Genomic DNA, 17,330 nt, shown 5'->3' on the forward strand with positions numbered 1-17,330 from the left:
GTTCGGGACTAGGCTGGTAGGCGTGCGAGAGGCGGAGGACATGGGACAGAACATGCGCGAGGTGAGCGTCGTCGGTATCCGGTTCGAGGAGCCGGAGTACGCACCGGTCTTGATCCTGCACGAGAAGGACGGTGGCCGATACGTCCCGATCTGGATCGGCGCGTCCGAGGCCGCGGCCATCAGTCTTCAACAGCAGGGTGTGCAGCCGGGCAGGCCGCTGACCCATGACCTCGTCGCGACGCTCCTCGAGACCTTCTCCCACCCGCTCGAACAGGTGGAGATCGTGGGGGTCTCCGAGGGGACCTTCCTCGCCGAGCTCGTCTTCGAGGGGCGACGGGTGTCCGCTCGCCCGTCGGACGCCGTGGCGGTGGCGCTGAGGACGTCGGCACCGGTCCTCGTCAGCCGGGAGGTCCTCGACGAGGTCGGTATCTCTCTGGTGGAGCAGGGCGAGGAGGAGGTCGAGGCGTTCCGTGAGTTCCTCGACCAGGTGAGCCCGGACGACTTTCTCGGCGGTGGCGACGCCCCGCGGGAGCCCGGCGGCCGCACATCCTGACCGCTGTGACCAGGTATTTCGACACTCACAAGAGTCACTCCAGCACCAGTTGGCAGGTCGCGACTATGTCTCAAGTTCAACTTGAGGTTGAGGTTTACCGCGTGTCCTATTGATCGCAGCCTCGCGCGGGCCTAGCGTTGCTCCCAGTGAACTACACCGATGGTGTTCACACGTTCAGGAACCGGGCCCGTCAGGATCCGGCACCGTGCCGCCGCGCCAGCGGGGGCACCCCACAGCTTGAGGGAGCAATCGTGGCCGACCACACCCGGGATCCGGAGTCGTCCTCCATCGTGACGCAGACGGAGGGTCTCTTCGGAGGCGACATCGAGGCCACCCAGGCCACGTTCGACGAGGTGCAACCCGGGCTGTTCCCCGACGACGGGATCCCTGACGGGACGAGTGGGTACCGGGTCCCGATCGCCTGTCAGATCGCCGGCATCACCTACCGTCAGCTCGACTACTGGGCCCGGACCGATCTGGTGGTGCCGTCGATCCGCAACGCCGCCGGGTCCGGGAGTCAGCGCCTGTACTCGTTCAAGGACATCCTCGTCCTCAAGATAGTCAAGCAGCTGCTCGACACCGGAATCTCGCTGCAGAACATCCGCAAGGCCGTGGACCAGATCCGCTCCCGCGGCGTGAAGGACCTGGCCACGATCACCCTCTTCTCCGACGGCCGGACGGTGTTCGAGTGCACGTCCAAGGAGGAGGTGTTCGACCTCCTGCAGGGCGGGCAGGGGGTCTTCGGTATCGGGATCGGGGGTGCGATGCGGGAACTCGCCGGGTCGATCTCCGAGTTCCCCGCCGAGACCGTCTCCACAGAGGACGTCATCGAGCCCCTCGAGGACGAGTTGGCGGCCCGCCGGCGCGCCCGCGCCTCGCGGCGAACGGGCTGATCGGCGGGAGTCGTCTAGACTCGGCGGTGCGTTCACGCGACTCACGGGAGAGTTCCGCGGCTGCAGCCGCGGGCGCCGAAGGAGCAACTCCTCTCCGAGAATCTCTCAGGCACCCGGACCGTGCAGTCGTCTAACGCCTCTGGAGAGCGGTGGAACAGACCACCCGCCCACGGGGAAAGCGCGGCTCGTTGGTGGGCCCGTGAATCTCTCAGGCGCCGGCCTCAGCCGGTTGGGGACAGAGCGGAGAGGGTAGCACCGGCCCGCAGGCCGCCCGCCCGGGCGGCCCCGCCCTTCGAGGAGCACCTGTGACGACGACCCCGCACACCGCCCGGACCGGAGGCGAGTTCGTCGCCCGCCATCTGGGACCCGATACCGACGGCCTGGCCCACATCCTGCGGACCATCGGCGTGGACTCGCTCGACGAGCTCGCCGAACGCGCGTTCCCCTCGGTCATTCTCGACGAGGTGGGGCCCGACGGACGGGCAGCCGGCATCGACGCGCTCCCCGAGCCGTTGTCCGAGGCCGACACCCTCGCCGCCCTGCGGGTGCTCGCCGACGGCAACGAGGTCGCGGTCTCGATGATCGGCCAGGGGTACTACGACACCCTCACCCCGGCGGTCATCCGCCGCAACGTCGTCGAGAGCCCCGCCTGGTACACGGGCTACACGCCGTATCAGCCGGAGATCAGCCAGGGCCGGCTCGAGGCGCTCCTCAACTTCCAGACCATGGTCGCCGACCTCACCGGCATGGATATGGCGGGTGCCTCCATGCTGGACGAGGGGACCGCGGCCGCCGAGGCCATGACGATGCTCCGCCGGGCCAACCGGTCCTCGAAGAGTCCCCGCTTCGCGGTGGACACGGACGTCTTCGGCCAGACCGCCGCGATCCTCGCCACCCGCGCCGAGCCACTGGGCATCGAGATCGTGACCGCGAACCTGATCGACGACGGATTACCCGAGGGAGACTTCTTCGGCGCACTCGTGCAGACGCCGGGCGCCTCGGGGCGGGTCGCCGACGTCGCCGGGCTGATCGAGCAGTGCCACGACCGGGGTGTCCTCGTGGCGGCGGGCGTCGACCTGCTCGCCGCCTCCGTCCTCACGCCGGCGGGGGAGAAGGGGGCGGACGCCTGCTTCGGTTCCTCCCAGCGCTTCGGCGTGCCCATGGGTTTCGGTGGCCCGCACGCGGGATTCCTCGCCTGCCGCACCGCGCACGCGCGCAACCTCCCCGGCCGCCTCGTGGGCGTGTCCACCGACGCCGACGGCCGGCCGGCTTACCGGCTGGCCCTGCAGACGCGGGAGCAGCACATCCGGCGCGACAAGGCGACGTCCAACATCTGTACCGCGCAGGTCCTGCTCGCGGTGGTCGCCGCGATGTACGCCTCGTACCACGGCGCCGAGGGTCTGGCGGCGATCGCCCGGCGCGTGCACGCCCACGCGGCCGTCCTGGCCGACGGCCTCGTCGCGGCCGGTATCCAGGTGGTCCACGCCGACTTCTTCGACACCGTCCTGGCCCGGGTGCCGGGCCGCGCCTCCGAGGTGCTGGCCGCCGCCGCCGAGCGGGGGGTGAACCTGTGGAAGGTCGACGACGACCACGTGTCCATCGCCTGCGACGAGGCCACCACCGGGGACCACGTCGCGCTCGTCCTCGAGGCGTTCGGGGCAGATGTGGCCGACGTCGCGGACGCAGGCGAGTTGGAGGTCCTCGTCGATCCGGCCTACGGCGACCGGACCTCGCCGTTCCTCGAGCACGAGGCGTTCGTGAAGTACCGGACCGAGACCGCGATGCTGCGCTATCTGCGCGCCCTGGCAGACAAGGATCTCGCCCTGGACCGCACCATGATCCCGTTGGGGTCCTGCACCATGAAGCTCAACGCGACCACGGAGATGGAGCCCATCACGTGGCCGGAGTTCGCCGGGCTCCACCCGTTCGCGCCGGCCGAGCAGACCCGCGGCATCCGCCGGCTGGTGGCCGACGTCGAGCAGTGGCTCGTCGACATCACGGGCTACGCCGCGGTGAGCCTGCAGCCCAACGCGGGCAGCCAGGGCGAGTACGCGGGACTGTTGGCGATCCGGCAGTACCACCGCTCCCGCGGCGACGAGGACCGCAGGGTGTGCCTGATCCCGTCCTCGGCACACGGGACCAACGCCGCGTCCGCGGTGATGGCCGGGATGAAGGTCGTCGTCGTCGGCTGTCGGCCCAACGGTGACGTGGACGTCGACGATCTCAAGGAGAAGGTCGAGCGGCACGCTGCCGAGCTCTCGGCCATCATGATCACCTACCCGTCGACGCACGGGGTGTACGAGCACGACATCGAGCAGATCTGCTCGATCGTGCACGACGCGGGGGGTCAGGTCTACATCGACGGGGCCAACCTCAACGCCCTCGTGGGGGTGGCCCGGCCGGGGCGGTTCGGTGGCGATGTCAGCCACCTCAACCTGCACAAGACCTTCTGCATCCCCCACGGGGGTGGCGGTCCCGGGGTCGGCCCGGTCGCGGTGGCGGAGCACCTGCGCGAGTTCCTGCCGGGCCACCCGTACGAGGAGGGTCTGGGGTCGGGCGCGGTGGTCTCGGCCGCGGCGTTCGGGTCCGCGTCGATCCTCCCCATCACGTGGGCCTACGTCCGCATGATGGGCGCCGACGGACTGCGTCGCGCCACCCTCACGGCGATCGCGAGCGCCAACTACCTGGCCCGCCGGATCGGGCAGGACTTCCCGGTGCTGTACTCCGGGGACGGCGGGTGGGTCGCCCACGAGTGCATCCTCGATCTCCGGCCGCTCATCGACTCGGTGGGCATCTCGATCGACGACGTGGCCAAGAGACTGGCGGACTACGGGTTCCACGCCCCCACGATGAGCTTCCCGGTCCCCAACACCCTGATGGTGGAGCCGACGGAGAGCGAGGATCTCGCCGAGTTGGACGCGTTCTGCGACGCGATGGCGGCGATCCGCGCCGAGATCGCCCGGGTCGAGGCGGGGGAGTGGACCGTGGAGGACAACCCGCTCCGCGGGGCGCCCCACACCGCCGAGAGCGTCTCCGCCGACGAGTGGGGGCACGCCTACCCACGCAGCCTCGCGGGCTACCCGCTGGGGCCGGCCTGGCGCCCGAAGGTCTGGCCCGCGGTGCGCCGGATCGACGGCGCCTACGGCGACCGCAACCTGGTCTGCTCGTGCCCTCCGCTGGACGCGTTCGCCGAGGACTGAGTCGAGGCGCCCCGGGGGGCCGGGCCGACCGGCGGTCCGGGGTGTCGTACCCACGTGAGACCGTGCGGGCATGACGACGACAGGATCCCGTCCCATCCCGGACCTACCCTCTTCGTGTCTCAGGTGGTGCCGTGCCCAGCCCCCGGCTCTGCTGGTGGCGGACGAGTACGTGGAGATCGACCTCGACCTGTGGAACCTCAGGTTGGCCGAGCGCCGCGTCGACCTCCGCCTGGTCGCCGGTGGGCCGGACGGCGGCCGGGTCGAGTCCGGTTCCGGATACCTCCGAAGGAGCGACCTGTGGGCGGCGGGTCGCCGGGCGCGGGGAAGCCTGGAGGAGTCGGTGGTCGCGCTCTACATGTGCGCGGCCTGGCTCTCCGGTCACCCGCTGAGGTCAGGAGTGCGTCGGGGGCTACCGGATTTCCGCGTGCCCGAGCGGGACCGGTCCGGGTGGCGTTCGGTCTCCTCCCACGGCTATCCCCTGGTCCTGCACGAGGTGGCGAACTGGCTGGACACGCCAGGAGAGGCGATGAACCTCCTGCGCAACGGTGCGCCACACGGCAGGGCCGGCAGGGGGGTGCCCGATCTCGGGTTCCCGCTCGCGTCGCTCTACCTGTCGTCGCTGGGCATGGCGTGGTCGCAGCCGCACATCGTTCCCGTCGACCCGGCCGGGATCGGCACCCTGGTCCACGCCGGATGGACGGAGATCGAGTCGATCGGCCGGATGACGCCTCGCAGGTACCAGTGGTACCTGGAGTTGGTCTCCGCGTGGGCGGAGGAGGCCGCCGTGGACCCGCTCGTCGTGGAGATGTGGTTGGTGCGCGACTGGTACGAGCGACGCTCTCTGGTCGCCCCCACGGGGTCGTCCGCCCATAACCCACCGGGAGGTCGGCTGCGGTGACTCCCTGACAGGGGCTAGGGTCCGGTTCATGGAACCGCAGTACATGACCGTCGATGTACCGGTCGGCACGCTCGACGTCCTGGAGTGGCCTGCGATCGGAGCGGAGCGGGGGACCGTGCTGGCGTTGCACGGCTTCCCGGAGTCGCCCTGGGAGTGGGAGGCCGTCGCCGGGACGCTGGCGCGGCAGGGCCTCAGGGTCGTCGCCCCGGCTCAGCGTGGCTATTCGACCGGCGCCCGTCCGGAGGACGTCGCAGACTACGCGATCGAGTACCTGGGTGCGGACGCACTCGCGGTCGTCGATCAGCTGGGTCTGGACTCCGTGCACGTCCTCGGCCACGACTGGGGGGCATCGGTCGCGTGGTGGCTCGCCGGCCACCACCCCGAGCGGGTGAGCAGCCTCACGGTGGTGTCCGTGCCCCACCTGACCGAGTTCGCCCGGGCCTTGGAGTCGGACCCGGACCAACGGGCGCGGTCGGCGTACTTCGCACTGTTCCGACAGGCGGGGAAAGCCGAGGACGTCCTTCTTCAGGACGGGGCCCGGCGGTTGCGTGAGATGTTCGACGAGCACGTGTCGGAGGAGCTCGTGGCACGGCACCTCCACCTGGTCGGCTCCCGGGCAGGGCTGACGGGCGCGCTCAACTGGTACCGCGCGATGCGGCGGTACGACCTGCCGGACATATCGGTTCCCACGACCTATCTGTGGGGACGGGACGACCCGGCGATCGGGCGCACCGGTGCGGAGGCCACCGCCTCGCGGATGACCGGGGAGTACCGATTCGTTCCGTTGTCCGGCGTGGGGCACTGGATCCCGGAGCAGGCTCCCGACGTGGTGGCCGCGGAGGTCCTTGACCGGGTCAGCTCTGACGCAGCTCCCGCTTGAGGAGCTTTCCCGACTGGTTACGCGGCAGTTCGTCCACGAAGACCACGCGTTTGGGCACCTTGAACGGCGCGAGATGGGCGCGGGTGCCTTCGATGATCTCGGACTCGCTTGCGTGCGCGTCGCCTCTGAGCACCACCACCGCGGTGACGGCCTCGATCCACTTGGCGTCCGGCGTTCCGATCACCGCCACCTCTGCGACTCGGTCGTCCTTGTAGACCGCGTCCTCGACCTCCCGGGATGCCACCAGGACGCCACCGGTGTTGATGACGTCCTTGATCCGGTCCACGACCTCGATGAACCCCTCGGCGTCCCGCACCACGAGATCGCCGGAGTGGAACCATCCGTCGCGGAACGCCTCTGCCGTGGCCTCGGGCTTGTTCCAGTAGCCCCGGCACAACTGGGGAGAGCGGTAGACCACCTCGCCGCGGTCGCCGGCCGCGACCTCGGCACCGGTCTCGTCCACGACCCTGGCCTCGACGAAGAAGACGGGTCGGCCCGCGCTCGCGGGACGGGCGTCGTGTTCCTCGGGGCGCAGGACGCTGGCCAGCGGCCCGATCTCCGACTGCCCGAAGCAGTTGTAGAACCCGAGGTCGGGATACCTTCCCCGGAGCCGCTGGAGCACGGTCACCGGCATGATCGAGGCACCGTACTGTGCCTTGCGCAGACTCGACAGGTCCCGTGACTCCAGATCGGGGTGTGAGGCCAGGGGTACCCAGACCGTCGGCGCGAGGAACAGCGAGCCGATCCTGTCGACCTCGATCCGTCGCAGGATCTCCGGGATGTCCGGGGCCGCCATGAGGTGGACCGTCGCACCCAGGGACAGATAGGGGAGCGCGAAGACGTGCATCGCGGCCGAGTGATAAAGGGGCATCGTCACCAGCGGCTCGTCGTCGGCCGTGAAGTCGAGGGCGAGGATGCAGCTCACGTACTCGTGTATCAACGCCGAATGGGTCATCATCGCGCCCTTGGGACGCGAGGTGGTCCCCGAGGTGTAGAGGAGCTGCACCAGGTCGGTGCCGGTGGCCGGGGACTGCATCACCGCGCACGGAGAGTCGTCGAGGGCGGACCCCAGGACGGTGCCGTCCGCGGGCTCCCCCGCGTGGGGCAGCAGTGCGAGGGACCGCACCCCGGCCAGCGTCTGGAGAACCTCGGTCAAGGTGGGCGCTTGTGCCGGGTCCACCAGGACCAGTGACGACCCCGAGTCGGTCAGCAGATACTCCAGTTCGCCCCCGGTCAGGGCGTAGTTGATGGGTACGTGGGTGAATCCGGCACGCGACGTGGCGAGGAAGGCGATGAGATAGGCATCGGAGTTGACCCCGTAGGCGGCCACCCGGGCCTTGTCCTCCAGACCCTGGCCGGAGAGCATATGGGCCACCCGGTCGACCGCGGAGTCCAAAGCCGCGTAGGTCCACCGGCGGTCGGCGAAGGTCAGTGCCACCCGGTCCGGGAACCGGGCGGCCGAGCGGCGCAGGACGGCATCGATCGTGCTGGAGCTCGCAGTGGAGCTCAGAGCGGAATTGACGGAGGGGCCCGTGGCGGAACCGGAGGCTCGAGGGGTGGTGGTCATCCGGTCAGCCTAGAGGCCGTCCGGTGCGGTCATGGTTCGGCTCTGATGATCCCCAACACCTCCGGGGGTACCGCCCCGCTGCTGTCCCGCGGGGTCCAGTGCTCGCTCGGGACCCACTGCGATCCGCAGCCGCGGCAGGCGAACACGGGCTCGCCGCGACGTTCCGCCGGGGTCCTGGTCCATTGGCACAGGTCCCGACACGAGCGGACCCGCAAGGGGACGTCATCGGGATCGGACCGGCGACCGGCGCGGAACGGGAGAGCACTGAACCTGGACATGTCTCCGCCGAGCATAGCCGGACAGCGGGTGGGTAGCCTGACCGCGGACCCGGGTGGACTGAGGAGGCGCACGTGAGCGAATGCCCCTGCGGGAGCCGGCGCGCTCTCGGAGCCTGCTGCGGTCCGCTCGTGGACGACGGTGTCCCCGCCGAGACCGCCGAGCAACTCATGAGATCCCGGTACACGGCCTTCGTCCTGGGTCGGGAGGATCATCTCTGGCGCACCTGGCATCCGCGGACGAGGCCGGCCCGTGTGGAGGCCGGAGACGTGGAGTGGAGCGGGCTCACGATCCTCGACGTGGTGTCCGGTGGTTCCGACGACCGGATCGGGACCGTGGAGTTCGAGGCCCGCTACGTCGGGCCCGGCGGGCCTGCAGTCCTGCGCGAGCGGTCGGTGTTCGAGCGCCGAGGTGGTCGCTGGACCTATCTCGAGGGCACCGTGTCACCGGAGGGCACCGTGTCACCGGAGGGCACCGTGTCACCGGAGGGCACTGTTGCACCGGAGGGCTCTGCTCCTCCCGAGGGTCGGGGCCCTCTCGTGTCCTAGGAGGCCGCCGGGTCCTCCGGCTGGCGGGTCACGGTGACCGAACCGATGGTCCTCGGGGTGACCACGTCGATCCGTCCGATCCGGTGCCCCCGGGGCATCGTCCAGGCGACCATCCCGCGGATCTCCTCGCCGGGGAAGCTCAGGACCGACGGCACCAGGGGGTCCTCGATCGTTCCCGTGGGATTCTCGATCCGCTCGAAGGGCCTTCCCGCCGGGTCGAAGGCGGAGAAGTCCTCGGGGCCCAGTTCGGGCTGACCGGACGCCTGCACCACCCGGACGTCCACCACGACCACCGCGTCCGAGTACACGGTGGAGGGCACGATACGCAGGTCGGACAGTGTCAGGGTGGCGTCCCAGGCGTCACCGGCCACGGGGAACGGCCTGTCGAACTGCTGCGACGACGGCAGGGGACCCGACTGCTCGCCGGTCTGGACCGGGACGCCCACGGTGTCGTCGTCGCCGAACAGGGACGCCGGCGAGCAGGCCGGTGCGGACACGGCCGCGCTCACGATCACTGCGGCGAGGACGGCGCGACGCATTCTGGCGCTCCTGGGGCGAGGTCTCACACCGGGCACGTCCCGGCACGGTCCCAGATCTTACTGCTCCCGCGGTCGGTGGTCATCGGCGGTGCGCAGGTCACGCCATCGTCGGCCCGTGACCCGGTGCGCGAGATCGGAGTAGACGTCGTCGAGCTCGGCGGAGATCTCGGCCAGGTGGATCTTGAAGTTGACCGGGACGAACACCCTGTCGACGAACTCCGCCTCGGCGGAGATCGTCTCGCCGTCGAAGACGTACCGGCACCACAACGAGTCTCGGTTGAGGATCGCGACCTCGGCCTCCGCGGCCGCGGGGTCCTCCACGGACGACACGAGCGGGCTTCGCAACACCACGAGCGGAAGCGATCGATGTGCACGGATGAACAGCAGCACGTATCCGGCAGGAACGGTGAACACGTCGTGCTCGTCGGGCGTGACCCGCCTCTGGTACACCTCTGACAGCACCGACTCCAGGGCCCTGGTCGCCTCGTCGGGGGTGGCGATCATCCGGGGACGGAAGTCGACATCCGCGGGCGCGGGGTCCTCGGAGCGGCCCGTCGACGGATCCTGCGGCTCGGACACAGACGGGTCCTGCGGCTCGGACACATCGTGGAGGAAGACCGGGTGGGGGATTCCGAAGACCCGCTCCATCGTGCCGGCGACGAGGTGCGCCACCTCCGGTGCACGATCGACCGGGAACGTCAGACCGAGTCCCGATTCCGTGGACGCTCCCGGCGCCCACCCGAGCGCGACGAGTTGCCGGAGCCGGACCGGCCCCAACGGTTCCGGCGAGTCCTCGGACCCCCCGCCGGAGACCTCTGCGTGGATGTTGCCGTCGCCGGCAGCGGTGAAACGCACGTACGGGGTCCGGGTGGACGGGGAGCCGAGCACGGGGACGGCCAGGTCGAAGGTCGCTCCCGGGACGAGGTCACGCAGGAGTTCGGCCAGGCGAGCCGCGAAGCGATCCCACCCGGCGGCGATCGACGTGTCCACGTCGAACTCGAAATCCGGCATGAGTGGCAGTCAACCACCGCGCAGCCGGGTGCGTCGGCACTTCGAGATGTCCGGTGGCGGCGATCAGATCCCCGACTCCGGACGGCCGGCCTGGTAGTCGGACCAGTATTCGTCAGAACCGTCGAAGCGCACGCGCACCCCGCCTCGGTGTTCGACGACCTCCGGTTGTACGGGTGTGATGGCGCGCTCGGAGGCCAGAGCAGCCGCGACGTCCGGGAACCCGGCGAGGACCCGGAGCTGGGTCCACGTCGGGGGCAGGAGCATGGACCGTCCGGACCGGAAGTCGGAGAGGAGGTCGACGGGACGGGCCCACATGGTCATGTCGACCTCGGTCGTGAGGTCGTCGGGTTCCTGCCCCTCCGGCAACGCGGCGAGGAAGAACCGTGTGTCATACCTCCGCGACTCCACCGTGGGCGTGATCCAGTGGTCGTAGGGTCGGAGTCTGCCCGCCGCGAGGGAGAGCCCCTCGTCGGCGAGGAACCGGCTGAAGGTCAGCCGGTGACTCTCCAGTTCCTCGCGACTCGAGTGGTATCGACCCGCGTCCGCGACCGGGGATCCGTCGGCGTGGTCGGCGAGGAGGACGCCACATTCCTCGAAGGTCTCCCTCGCGGCCGCACACACCAACCGGCGCGCCCGCGGTACGTCGCAGCCGAACCGCTCCGCCCACCACTCGGGCGCTTTCCCGGTCCACGCCAGCTCCGGATCATCGTCGCTGGCGTCCACACCCCCTCCCGGGAACACCGTCATGCCCCCGGCGAAGGCCATTCCCCGGACCCGGCGCGCCACGAACACCTCGGGTCCGCGCTCGGAGTCCCGTATCACCATCACCGTGGACGCGTCCTTGATCGGGCGGGTCACGGCGTGGGTATCGGTGTCGTTGCCCTCAGTCATGCGAACAAGTCTCACCCGGAGGGGTGCGGGGCCCGTCGTCGGGGTGGCCTGGGCGAGGGCGTCAGTGCGCGCGGTCCGGCGCGACCCGGTGGGCGAGTGCGCCGTGCAGGACCCGTTCGACATGCTCGCGCAGGTCGGCCCGGTGATCACGGCCCGGCGACCGATCGATCCCCGAACGAACGATGCACATGTAAAGGACATCGAAGACCGTCTGGGCGGGGCCGTCGAGGTCCGAGGCCTCCAGCGGGCCCGGGGAATGCCGGGCGAGGATCAGGCCGATGATCCCCCGGAGCTCCCGGAGGATGCGCTGCGCCTCCGCGCGATGGGGCCCGGGCTCCCCGAACACGGTCTCGCGATGATAGGCGACGATGTTCTCCGGCTGGTTCTCGAGTGCGGAGAACAGGGGGCCGCACAGCGCGACGAGGTCCTCGACCGGGTCGCCGGTGTCCGGGACGGTCTCGACCATGGCCCGGAACTCCTCATTGGCCACCATGCACAGGAGCTCGCCCTTCGACCGGGCGTACCGGAACAGCGTCCCGGTGCCGACCTCCGCCTGCTCGGCCACCTCCTGCGTGGTGACCGACGAGTACCCGTTGCGGAAGAACAGGTCTCGGGCGGCAGCGAGGATCCGACGCTGCTTGTCCGCCTTGTTCAGCTCCCGGCGTCCGGGCCCACGGTCGTCGCGGTTCAGGGTCACGAGAACCACTCCGTGGGCTTGCCCGCCACCAGGAGGAGGGAGAAGACCACCGCCACCACGACGAGGGTCACGATGAGGGCGACCACCGGGGACCGGAGCGCGAAGGCCAGGACGCGCTCGGCGGGGGAGTGAGGCTGTTCGCTCCCCGGCCCGAGTCGCCACCGACCGTCGAGGAGACCGCGGCGTTCGACGGACCTCTCGAACGGCACGGTGGCGTAGGGCACGACGGCGGAGAGCAGGCCCAGCAGACCCGTGCCCGCGGACCAGCGCTTGTCCGTCCACACCGCCACGGTCGCCACGGAGTAGCACAGGAACACGAAACCGTGGATGCTGCCACCGACCGTGGTGGCCCAGTCGAGCCCGAACCCGTACTTGCCGATCATCCCCAGGATGAGCAACGTCCAGGTGATCACCTCCGCGAACGCGAGCCTCTTGTACAGGATGCGGGGGGTCACAGATGTCCTCCAGGGGTCGTTCAGGGGTCGGTTCGGTGTTCGTCGGTCATCGTACGGACGCCGGATCCGCCGCCCGGTTCAGCCTCCCGGCTCGGTCACCCGGTGAGCGTCAGGGACGCGAAGCGGACCTCCCCCGCCTCGTCACTGGCGCCCAGGTCCACGACGGCCTCGACGGCCCAACCGTGGTCGTTCTCGGGATCGTCCAGGACCTGCCGGACCCTCCAGGTTCCCGGCTCCACCCCGTCGCCCGATTCGGCGACGGAGAACAGAGCGGGCCCACGTGCCGCGGGCCCGGTGCCGATCGCGTCGTACTCGTCCCAGTACGCGTCGATCTCGCTGTCCCAGTCGGGATGGTCGGGGACGTCGGCGTCGAGTCGGGCGAGCGTGTCGATGTCGTCCCGCGCCAACAGCTCGACCCGTCGGAACATCGCGTTGCGGACCATCACCCGGAACGCCCGCAGGTTGGCGGTGACGGGTCGGGTGCCACCGGTCGACTGCCCGAATGCGAGCTCCGCCACCTGGTCCGGCGAGACCTCCGGGTCGGTGAGCAGCTCCCATTCGTCCAACAGGCTCGAGTCGACCTGGCGGACGAGTTCCCCGAGCCATTCCACCAGGTCATCGAACTCCTCGGTCCGACGCTCTGCGGGAACGGTCTGCCGTAGTGCCCGGTAGGCGTCGGTGAGATAGCGCAGGACGGAGCCCTCGGACCGGCTGAGACCGTATGCGGAGACCAGATCGGAGAACGTCATTCCCCGCTCGACCATCTCGCGGATCACGGACTTCGGCGACGGCTCGATCCCCGCGACCCACGGGTGACCGGCGCGGTAGGCGTCGTAGGCGTCGGCGAGGAGGTCCGCGAGGGGCGTGGGCCAGGTGATGTCCTCGACGAGCTCCATCCGCTCGGAGTACTCCACCCCCTCGGCCTTGAGGGCCCCGATCGCCTCACCTCGGGCGGCCCGCTGCTGTGCGTAGAGGATCGGGCGCGGGTCGTCGAGAACGGACTCGATCACCGAGACCAGGTCCAGGACCGGGGTGGGGGAGTCGGGGTCGAGAACCTCCATCGCGGCGATCGCGAACGGGGCGAGGGGCTGGTTGAGGGCGAAGTCCCGTTGTAGGTCCACGGTCAGTCGGACGTGCCGACCCTCGTCGTCCGGTTCCGTCATCCGCTCGACGATGCCCGCCGTCTCGAGCCCTCGGAAGAGCTCGATGGACCGCAGGACGTGCTGCCGTACGCGGGCCCTGGTCTCGTGTGAGGACAGCAGCAGATGCCGCATGTGGGTGTAGCAGCTCCCGGGCCGGGAGATCACGTTGAGCAGCATCGCGTTGTCGACCTCGAAGCGACTGGTCAGCTGCTCGGGCTGGGCACCGACGAGCTTGTCGAACGTGGAGCGGGACCAGTTGACGAATCCCTCCGGAGGCTTCTTCTTGGCGGACTTGCTCTTCTTCTTGGGGTTGGCGGCGGTCTTGGCTGCCGCCTTGGCGTTCTCGACCTCGTGCTCGGGTGCGAGCACCACCACCAGCCCCTCGGTGTCGAAGCCCGCGCGGCCCGCGCGGCCGGCGATCTGGTGGAACTCCCTGGCCTTGAGAACCCGCTGCCGGCGGCCGTCGAACTTGGTCAGGCCCGTGAACAGAACGGTCCGGATGGGGACGTTGATGCCGACGCCGAGGGTGTCGGTCCCACAGATGACGGTGAGCAACCCGTCCTGCGCGAGCCGTTCCACGAGGCGGCGGTACTTCGGGAGCATGCCCGCGTGGTGAACGCCGATCCCGTGCAGGAGCAGTTTGCGCAGGTTCCGACCGAAGGTGGTCGTGAACCTGAAGCCGCCGATCTGCTCGGCGATCGCGGCCTTGCGCTCCTTGGAGGACACGGCGACCGAGGTCAGCGCCTGCGCCTGTTCCAGGGCGGAGGCCTGGGTGAAGTGGACGATGTACACGGGGGCCTTGCCGTCGCGGAGCAGGAGTTCGACCGATTCGTGGACGCTCTGCAGCGCGTAGTCGAACGTCAGCGGGACCGGCCGCTCGGTTCCCCCGACGAGCGTGCACTCCCGGCCGGTGCGGGTGCGCAGGTCGTCGATCAGCCAGTCGACGTCCCCGAGAGTGGCGGACATGAGGAGGAACTGCGTGTCGGGGAGTTCGATGAGCGGCACCTGCCAGGCCCAGCCCCGGTCGGGTTCGGAGTAGTAGTGGAACTCGTCCATCACCACCTGGCCGATGTCGGCATCGGCGCCCTCCCTCAGCGCGATGTTGGCGACGATCTCCGCGGTGGCACAGACGATCGGCGCATCGGCGTTGACGGAGGCGTCACCGGTGAGCATTCCCACGTTCTCCGCGCCGAACACCGCGCACAGGGAGAAGAACTTCTCGCTGACGAGTGCCTTGATCGGCGCGGTGTAGTAGCTCCGCGCCCCCCTGGCCATCGCGGAGAAGTGCGCGCCCAGCGCGACCAGGGACTTTCCCGATCCGGTCGGGGTGGCCAGGACGACGTGGCTCCCCGCCGCCACCTCGAGGACCGCCTCCTCCTGGGCCGGATAGAGGGTCAGACCCTGGGCGTCGGCCCATGCCACGAAGGCGTCGAAGACCGCCTCCTCCAGGAGATCGGAGGGGACGTCGTCCAGGTCGGCGAGGAGTTCGGGCAGGTGCACCAGACCGAGCCTAGCCGCCCGGCCGACACCGCCCTCCCGTGCTACTGGGCGCCAGGCCCGTCCTCGCCGGTCTGTTCCGCGAGGAACCGCTCGAACTCCGCGCCGATCTCGTCTCCGGACGGGAGGGGGGTGCCGCCGGGATTCAGCGAGTCGGAACCGTGGCGGCTCTCCATGAACGCGTCGTACTGCTTCTCCATCAGCTCCACGGCCGTCCGGATCTCCGGGCTTTCGGCGATCTGGGCGGTGACCTGTGCGGTGAAGTCCGCAGCCGCGGACTCGAGCTCACCCGACGGCAACTCGAGCTGGGAGATCTGTGCGATGTTCCCGACCAGATTGAGGACCGCCGCGGGGTAGGCGGTCTGTGCCAGGTACTGGGGGACGTGGACGGTGAAGCCCGCGGACGGGATCCCGTGCTCCGCCATGCGGAGCTCCAGCAGGGCGCTCACATTCCCCGGGACGGAGAACTCCCCGGGCCAGGCGGTGAACCCACGGATGAGGTCCACGTCACTGGCGTGCGCGCTCGCCTGGGTGGGGCGGGTGTGCGGCACCCCGAGGGGGATCGCACCGAGGCCGATCGACATCCGGGCCCCGAACGACCCGGCGAGGTCGATCACGGACTCGGTGAACCCGTCCCACCTCAGGTCCGGTTCGAGACCGGAGAGCAGGAGGAAGGGCGTCCCGTCCGCATCCTTGACCGCGTGCATCTGGATGGTCGGTTCGGAGTACCCGGCGAAATGGTCGAAGGAGTACCGCACCGGCGGTCGACGCGAGCGGTAGTCGACCAGTTTGTCCGCGTCGAACTCCACGATCAGCTGAGAGTCCAGGCTCCCCTTGAGGTGTTCCGTGACACCCTGAATCGCCTGGCCTGCGTCGGAGAAGCCCTCCAACGCGTGCACCAGCACCGGGCCCTGTCCGGATTCCGACCGCAGATCGGGGACGGGCTCGATCAGTCGGTACAGATCGCTGTGCCTGGCCATGTCGACTCCTCTCGTCGCAACACCCCGAATCGTCCGGTCCGGTCCGAATAGGTCGTCCCACCGGGACGGGGTTTCACCTCTGTGCCAACGACAGCGGGCCGCAGATGATTCCCCAACAGTTCCCGTACTCCTCAGCGGTCCGTTCAGGGCCGGTTCGCGGGCGTCCGACGTCGGCGCCGTGTCCGAAGGTTGATCCGGTGCACCGGCACCCACGGTTCGCCCCGACGGCGGAGCGGCGTGAGACGAGGAGACGGGTGGACGACGATGACGGGGAACAAACGGATCGGTGGAGACGGGATGGATGGCACTCCGACGGTGGTGATCACCTCCCCTGAGGAGCTCATCGCGTCAATACCGTCGATGTTGGGCTTCCCGCCGGGCACCGGATCGGTGGTGATCGTGTGTGGACGGACCGCCGGAGGCCGCGCCGGTCCGGTCGTCAGGATGGATGTCGACGGTCTGCTCGGAAGTGATCGGGACGAGCTCTCCGGGCGGGACGAGTTCCCGCCGATGACGGTCGACGACGGCCCGGCGCGCGGGTTGGCACGGTTCTGCGCTCGAGAGGGAGTGACGGGCGTTCATCTGGTGGTGGTCCACGAGGACTGTGCGGACGGGGAGACCGCCGGACTCCTGGCGGAGGACGTCGCCGCGGCGTTCGAGTACTGGCTGGGGTTGTCCGGAACGCAGGTCGTCGGTGCGTACGGGGTCGGCGAGTTCGCACACGGTTCACCGTGGGTCGACCTGTTCGGCATGGTCCGGGGCACGCAGGTGGACCCTGACTCGACGGAGATCGCGGCGGTCCACGCGTTCGACGGCCGGATCCGGGCAGGGTCTCGGGACGAGATCGAGGACCTGTATCTGGAGCGTGATGACGACGCGTGTGACGACGACCCGCACGGCAGCGGACCGGTCAGGCTCGGTGGGTCCCACGAGGTGGACCGAGCGGTGCAGGCACACGAGGACGCGGTCCGGAGCCTGGAGGTGGGGGAGGAGCTCGACGAGGACGTCCTGGCGGGGATCGGACGAGCCCTGCTGGACATCGCGGTGCGGGACGAGGTGTACAGGCGTCTGGCCCAGCGGGGTCTGGGCGATCAGGACGGTCGTCGTCTGCTCTGGTGGTTGCTCGCTCGCCGCAGGCCCGGCCGCGAACGCTCGGTGGCACTGCTGTTGCTGGGAGCCGCGGCGTACTTCGCCGGTGGCGGCGTGCACGCCCGGGCCGCTCTCGAGGCCGCGGTGTCCGCGGATCCGGCGAACTCGCTGGCGCGTCTACTACTCCATGGTCTGGAGCAGGGGCTCGCACCGG

General features: G+C 69.7%; 15 protein-coding genes and 1 riboswitch. Of the genes, 7 read left to right on the top strand and 8 right to left on the bottom strand.

What is annotated here, in order from left to right; all coding sequences use genetic code 11:
- Nucleotides 1-52 precede the first annotated feature (52 nt).
- The 5 genes from IY392_RS01275 to IY392_RS01295 all read left to right on the top strand — a co-directional run bounded on the left by IY392_RS01275 (nt 53) and on the right by IY392_RS01295 (nt 6,424).
- Nucleotides 53-553 (top strand): bifunctional nuclease family protein, encoded by a 501-nt coding sequence (locus IY392_RS01275; protein WP_194860331.1) that lies wholly within the window; start codon nt 53-55, stop codon nt 551-553.
- A 290-nt stretch (nt 554-843) separates the two neighbouring features.
- Nucleotides 844-1,446 carry a MerR family transcriptional regulator gene (locus IY392_RS01280; RefSeq protein ID WP_375292877.1) on the top strand — a complete coding sequence of 201 codons (603 nt, stop codon included), beginning with the start codon at nt 844-846 and terminating at the stop codon, nt 1,444-1,446.
- Nucleotides 1,447-1,480: 34 nt separating this feature from the next.
- Nucleotides 1,481-1,577, top strand: a riboswitch (glycine riboswitch).
- 174 nt (nt 1,578-1,751) lie between these two features.
- On the top strand, nt 1,752-4,646 hold the full coding sequence (gcvP, locus tag IY392_RS01285) for an aminomethyl-transferring glycine dehydrogenase (RefSeq protein ID WP_194860324.1): 2,895 nt from the start codon (nt 1,752-1,754) through the stop codon (nt 4,644-4,646).
- A gap of 70 nt (nt 4,647-4,716) precedes the next feature.
- Nucleotides 4,717-5,544 (top strand): hypothetical protein, encoded by an 828-nt coding sequence (locus tag IY392_RS01290; RefSeq protein WP_194860325.1) that lies wholly within the window; start codon nt 4,717-4,719, stop codon nt 5,542-5,544.
- Nucleotides 5,545-5,572: 28 nt separating this feature from the next.
- On the top strand, nt 5,573-6,424 hold the full coding sequence (locus IY392_RS01295; protein ID WP_194860326.1) for an alpha/beta fold hydrolase: 852 nt from the start codon (nt 5,573-5,575) through the stop codon (nt 6,422-6,424).
- On the opposite strand, the gene IY392_RS01300 is transcribed toward IY392_RS01295, so the two are convergent.
- Nucleotides 6,399-7,991, bottom strand: coding sequence for a fatty acyl-CoA synthetase (locus IY392_RS01300; protein WP_375292876.1), 1,593 nt, complete (start codon nt 7,989-7,991; stop codon nt 6,399-6,401). The two genes, IY392_RS01295 and IY392_RS01300, sit on opposite strands and share 26 nt — an antisense overlap.
- 350 nt (nt 7,992-8,341) lie before the next feature.
- On the opposite strand from IY392_RS01300, the gene IY392_RS01305 reads away from it, so the two are divergent.
- Nucleotides 8,342-8,815, top strand: coding sequence for a YchJ family metal-binding protein (locus IY392_RS01305; RefSeq protein ID WP_309233970.1), 474 nt, complete (start codon nt 8,342-8,344; stop codon nt 8,813-8,815).
- Here the strand turns inward: IY392_RS01305 and IY392_RS01310 are convergent.
- The 7 genes from IY392_RS01310 to IY392_RS01340 all read right to left on the bottom strand — a co-directional run bounded on the left by IY392_RS01310 (nt 8,812) and on the right by IY392_RS01340 (nt 16,027).
- The gene (locus IY392_RS01310) at nt 8,812-9,354 is read right to left on the bottom strand and encodes a hypothetical protein (protein WP_182612179.1); all 543 of its coding nucleotides are present in this window, start codon (nt 9,352-9,354) and stop codon (nt 8,812-8,814) included. The two genes, IY392_RS01305 and IY392_RS01310, sit on opposite strands and share 4 nt — an antisense overlap.
- Nucleotides 9,355-9,411: 57 nt before the next feature.
- A complete protein-coding gene (locus IY392_RS01315; protein ID WP_194860327.1) occupies nt 9,412-10,365 on the bottom strand; it encodes a hypothetical protein in 954 nt (317 codons plus the stop codon).
- Between the two features lie 63 nt (nt 10,366-10,428).
- Nucleotides 10,429-11,256, bottom strand: a complete 828-nt coding sequence (locus IY392_RS01320) for an NUDIX hydrolase (protein WP_182612181.1) — start codon at nt 11,254-11,256, stop codon at nt 10,429-10,431.
- Between the two features lie 61 nt (nt 11,257-11,317).
- The gene (locus tag IY392_RS01325) at nt 11,318-11,953 is read right to left on the bottom strand and encodes a TetR/AcrR family transcriptional regulator (RefSeq protein ID WP_231750548.1); all 636 of its coding nucleotides are present in this window, start codon (nt 11,951-11,953) and stop codon (nt 11,318-11,320) included.
- Nucleotides 11,950-12,408 carry a DUF3817 domain-containing protein gene (locus tag IY392_RS01330; RefSeq protein WP_182612182.1) on the bottom strand — a complete coding sequence of 153 codons (459 nt, stop codon included), beginning with the start codon at nt 12,406-12,408 and terminating at the stop codon, nt 11,950-11,952. The genes IY392_RS01325 and IY392_RS01330 overlap by 4 nt, the downstream gene beginning before the upstream one ends.
- A gap of 95 nt (nt 12,409-12,503) precedes the next feature.
- Entirely contained in the window at nt 12,504-15,050 is a 2,547-nt protein-coding gene (locus IY392_RS01335; protein ID WP_107756385.1) for an RNA helicase, read from the bottom strand.
- A 41-nt stretch (nt 15,051-15,091) separates the two neighbouring features.
- Complete coding sequence (locus IY392_RS01340) at nt 15,092-16,027, bottom strand: PAC2 family protein (RefSeq protein WP_194860328.1); 936 nt, start codon at nt 16,025-16,027, stop codon at nt 15,092-15,094.
- A 264-nt stretch (nt 16,028-16,291) separates the two neighbouring features.
- Here IY392_RS01340 and IY392_RS01345 point away from each other — a divergent pair.
- A partial coding sequence (locus IY392_RS01345) for a DUF4192 domain-containing protein (RefSeq protein ID WP_194860329.1) occupies nt 16,292-17,330 on the top strand: 1,039 nt, incomplete at its 3' end.

Origin of the sequence: Dietzia sp. SYD-A1 (assembly GCF_015356725.1) — a bacterium.
In the GTDB taxonomy this organism is placed as follows: domain Bacteria; phylum Actinomycetota; class Actinomycetes; order Mycobacteriales; family Mycobacteriaceae; genus Dietzia.

Bases quoted from the DNA above. Each gene is read 5' to 3' on its own strand.
- IY392_RS01275 (WP_194860331.1), top strand. From the start codon at position 53: ATGCGCGAGGTGAGCGTCGTCGGTATCCGGTTCGAGGAGCCGGAGTAC.
- IY392_RS01320 (WP_182612181.1), bottom strand. From the start codon at position 11,256: ATGACTGAGGGCAACGACACCGATACCCACGCCGTGACCCGCCCGATC.
- IY392_RS01310 (WP_182612179.1), bottom strand. From the start codon at position 9,354: ATGCGTCGCGCCGTCCTCGCCGCAGTGATCGTGAGCGCGGCCGTGTCC.
- IY392_RS01290 (WP_194860325.1), top strand. From the start codon at position 4,717: ATGACGACGACAGGATCCCGTCCCATCCCGGACCTACCCTCTTCGTGT.
- IY392_RS01295 (WP_194860326.1), top strand. From the start codon at position 5,573: ATGGAACCGCAGTACATGACCGTCGATGTACCGGTCGGCACGCTCGAC.
- IY392_RS01340 (WP_194860328.1), bottom strand. From the start codon at position 16,027: ATGGCCAGGCACAGCGATCTGTACCGACTGATCGAGCCCGTCCCCGAT.
- IY392_RS01300 (WP_375292876.1), bottom strand. From the start codon at position 7,991: ATGACCACCACCCCTCGAGCCTCCGGTTCCGCCACGGGCCCCTCCGTC.
- IY392_RS01315 (WP_194860327.1), bottom strand. From the start codon at position 10,365: ATGCCGGATTTCGAGTTCGACGTGGACACGTCGATCGCCGCCGGGTGG.